Below are 3,001 nucleotides of genomic sequence, written 5' to 3'. Positions count from 1 at the left end.
ACTGGAGCGGGGTAACGGTAGAAAAAAAGGTTGGCGTGCTGCGAAATGAAAAGGGGTCCTTAATTGATTTGCCTGGTGTATATTCTCTTCATCCACTTTCAAAGGATGAACAAGTCGCAACACAGTTTCTGCTTACCGAATCTTTTTCATCTATTTTAAATATTGTGGATGCATCTCGGCTAGAACGAAACCTACATTTGACAATAGAACTGTTGGAATTTGGAAAACCAATGACAATTGGTTTGAATATGATAGATGTAGCTAAGGCTCGTGGACATCAGATTCATGTAGAAAAATTAGGGGATTTGTTGGGTGTCTCTATTACCCCTATGATTGCTCGCAAAGGTATAGGATGTGAACATTTATTAAATGAAATCCCTGCTGCTAAACAGAATCGTTTTTTGATTCACTATGGTATGTGTGTAGAAAAAGCAGTGCATCAAATTGCTAGTATGCTGCCGGATCAGTTACCAGGGACGAAACGATGGTATGCATTGCAATGTTTATTAGAAAATGAGACCGTTTTTAAAGAGGTTGAGAGATTCATTGACTATGCGAAATTGCATAGCATTGTAGAAGAAGCGACAAAACAAGTGACAAGCGAAAGTCATATACGAACAATGAAACAATATATTCATCAAGTTCGGGCTTCATACATTGAAACGCTTTTGGTACAAGCAGTAACGGTAACACCTTCAAAAACTATTTCTGCAACGGAAAGAATTGATCGAATTGCTACACATAATGTGCTTGGTATTCCTATTTTTTTGTTGATTATGTTTTTGCTGTTTAAGGTTACCTTTGATTGGCTGGGCACTCCTATTTCTAATGTATTGGATGACTTCTTTTCTGGACCACTTTCACAAGCGGTTACATTTTTACTAGATCGTATAGGAGCAAATACATTTATTCGTGATCTGGTAAGTAATGGGGTAATAGCAGGTGTAGGAGGCGTACTTGTTTTTGTTCCTCAAATTTTTATTCTCTTCTTTTTTATTTCTTTGTTAGAAGACTCAGGGTACATGGCGCGCGTAGCAACAGTAATGGACAGACTTATGGAAAAAGTCGGTTTGAACGGAAAAGCATTTATTCCGATGATTATAGGTCTTGGATGCAATGTACCGGGAATTATGGCTGCTAGAACCGTAGAGCAGCCAAAGGAACGGCTCATAACGATTTTACTTACACCTCTTATGTCTTGCTCAGCTCGTTTAAGTGTATATAGTTTATTCGTTGCAGCATTTTTCGCGAAGCAACAAGCGCTTATTGTCTTATCGTTATATGTATTAGGGATCGGCTGTGCTTTGTTGTTAGCTAAATTTTTTTCCAAAGTTTTACTTCGGGATGAAGTTTCGTTTTTTCTTATTGAACTCCCACCTTACCGAGTGCCGCAATGGAAAACATTGCTTCGAAGTACGTGGGATAAAGGAAAGGGCTTTGTTCGTAAGGCAGGTACATTTATTTTTGGAGGCTCCGTTTTTATCTGGTTACTTTCCTATGCCGGCCCAGACGGCTTACAGGTAGATATGGAACATAGCTATTTGGCACATATTGGGGGATTATTAGCACCGTTGTTCCTTCCTCTTGGATTTGGCACATGGCAGGCAGGAGCAGCTTTGCTAACGGGATTTTTAGCAAAAGAGGTTGTTGTATCGACAATGACCATTATGTTTAAAACACCAAATATTGATCAACTACATGCTTCTATGCAACAAATTTTCACACCGCTTAGTGCCTATAGTTTTTTAGTATTTATATTATTGTATGTTCCTTGTTTAGCAACTGTAGCAGTCATTCAAAAAGAAACTTCATCAAAAAAGTGGACGATGTTTTCAATCGGATACGCACTCGTTTTAGCATATGGGGTAAGTTTCATTGTACACACAGTTGGGATACTTCTTGGATTCCATTAGAAAGGAAGAAAGTCTATGATTAATTATGTCTTAGGTGCCCTTATTTTTAGTTATGCAGGATTTAGCCTATTTAAATTTATGAAAAAAAGCAAAAAAGGAAAATGTGCAACATGTGAACTTAATAAATCTTGTAGAAGTAATTGCGACGAGGTGCAACAAAAATAAGAAGCCGTTTTATTTGCTTCTTATTTTTTGGTTGCATGGATTTATGGCTCTAAAGGTTTTATATCATCATCTACAGAGTAAGGATCTGCAGTATTAATATGATCGAAGAACATAATGCCATTTAAATGATCAATTTCATGCTGAAAAACGATAGCGGGAAGCCCTTTTAAACGTAGCTTAATTGCCTCCCCGTCAACGGTTGTAGCTTTTACAGTAATTCGTTTGTACCGAGGAACGTAGCCAGGAACGTCACGATCGACAGACAAGCAGCCTTCACCACCTGGTAAGTATGTCTTTTCAACCGAATGGCTGATAATCTTTGGATTAAATAGTGCATAGCTATATAGCTTATCTTGCGCATCGGTCACATGTACCGCAATCATTCGTTTTGATATTGCGATTTGCGGTGCAGCAAGACCAATGCCAGGGCGTAAATTATATTGTTCAGATAGTTCAGGATTTTGACTATTTCGAACGAATTCAATCATTTCTTGAAGAGTATGTATGTCTTCTTCGCTTGCAGGAAGCTCGACCTCTTTCGCTACTTCTCTTAAAACGGGATGTCCTTCACGTATAATGTTTTCCATTGTTAGCATGGAATTCACTCCTTTCATTCACTAGTCTATCAAAGGTTTTTCAAAATGTCATGACCAATGAAAAAAAGGAAGGAGAATCTTCCTTCCTTTTTCATAGTTTGCAGGTTTACATTAATGAATACAAGCCGCACCGACGATGATTAAAAGAATAAACAGAACTACAATTAAAGCAAACCCACGTCCAGCAGCTGGAGCGCAGCCATAGCCATAGGCAGGAGCAGTATAGGTTGGAGCAGATGGGTAGCAATACGTATATCCATACATAATTACAGGACCTCCCTTATTGTTTCCGCATTCTTGCGGTTACTATAAAGTATGAATGAAATG

Annotated in this window: 4 protein-coding genes; 2 read left to right on the top strand and 2 right to left on the bottom strand. The window is 38.3% G+C overall.

What is annotated here, in order from left to right; all coding sequences use genetic code 11:
• A partial coding sequence (gene feoB, locus AC11ZT_RS10945) for a ferrous iron transport protein B (RefSeq protein ID WP_484059624.1) occupies positions 1 to 1,913 on the top strand: 1,913 nt, incomplete at its 5' end.
• 15 nt (positions 1,914 to 1,928) lie between these two features.
• The gene (locus AC11ZT_RS10940) at positions 1,929 to 2,078 is read left to right on the top strand and encodes a FeoB-associated Cys-rich membrane protein (protein WP_484059623.1); all 150 of its coding nucleotides are present in this window, start codon (positions 1,929 to 1,931) and stop codon (positions 2,076 to 2,078) included.
• Between the two features lie 41 nt (positions 2,079 to 2,119).
• Here AC11ZT_RS10940 and def read toward each other — a convergent pair whose 3' ends face one another.
• Both def and AC11ZT_RS10930 read right to left on the bottom strand, forming a co-directional pair.
• On the bottom strand, positions 2,120 to 2,674 hold the full coding sequence (def, locus tag AC11ZT_RS10935; RefSeq protein WP_484059622.1) for a peptide deformylase: 555 nt from the start codon (positions 2,672 to 2,674) through the stop codon (positions 2,120 to 2,122).
• Positions 2,675 to 2,785: 111 nt separating this feature from the next.
• Complete coding sequence (locus AC11ZT_RS10930) at positions 2,786 to 2,938, bottom strand: YjcZ family sporulation protein (RefSeq protein WP_484059621.1); 153 nt, start codon at positions 2,936 to 2,938, stop codon at positions 2,786 to 2,788.
• Positions 2,939 to 3,001: the final 63 nt, after the last annotated feature.

This window comes from Ectobacillus sp., from assembly GCF_056992975.1.
Note: the sequence above shows the minus strand (reverse complement) of the source record. Positions and strands in the feature narration are given on the sequence as shown.

Bases quoted from the DNA above. Each gene is read 5' to 3' on its own strand.
- def (WP_484059622.1), bottom strand. From the start codon at position 2,674: ATGCTAACAATGGAAAACATTATACGTGAAGGACATCCCGTTTTAAGA.
- AC11ZT_RS10930 (WP_484059621.1), bottom strand. From the start codon at position 2,938: ATGTATGGATATACGTATTGCTACCCATCTGCTCCAACCTATACTGCT.
- AC11ZT_RS10940 (WP_484059623.1), top strand. From the start codon at position 1,929: ATGATTAATTATGTCTTAGGTGCCCTTATTTTTAGTTATGCAGGATTT.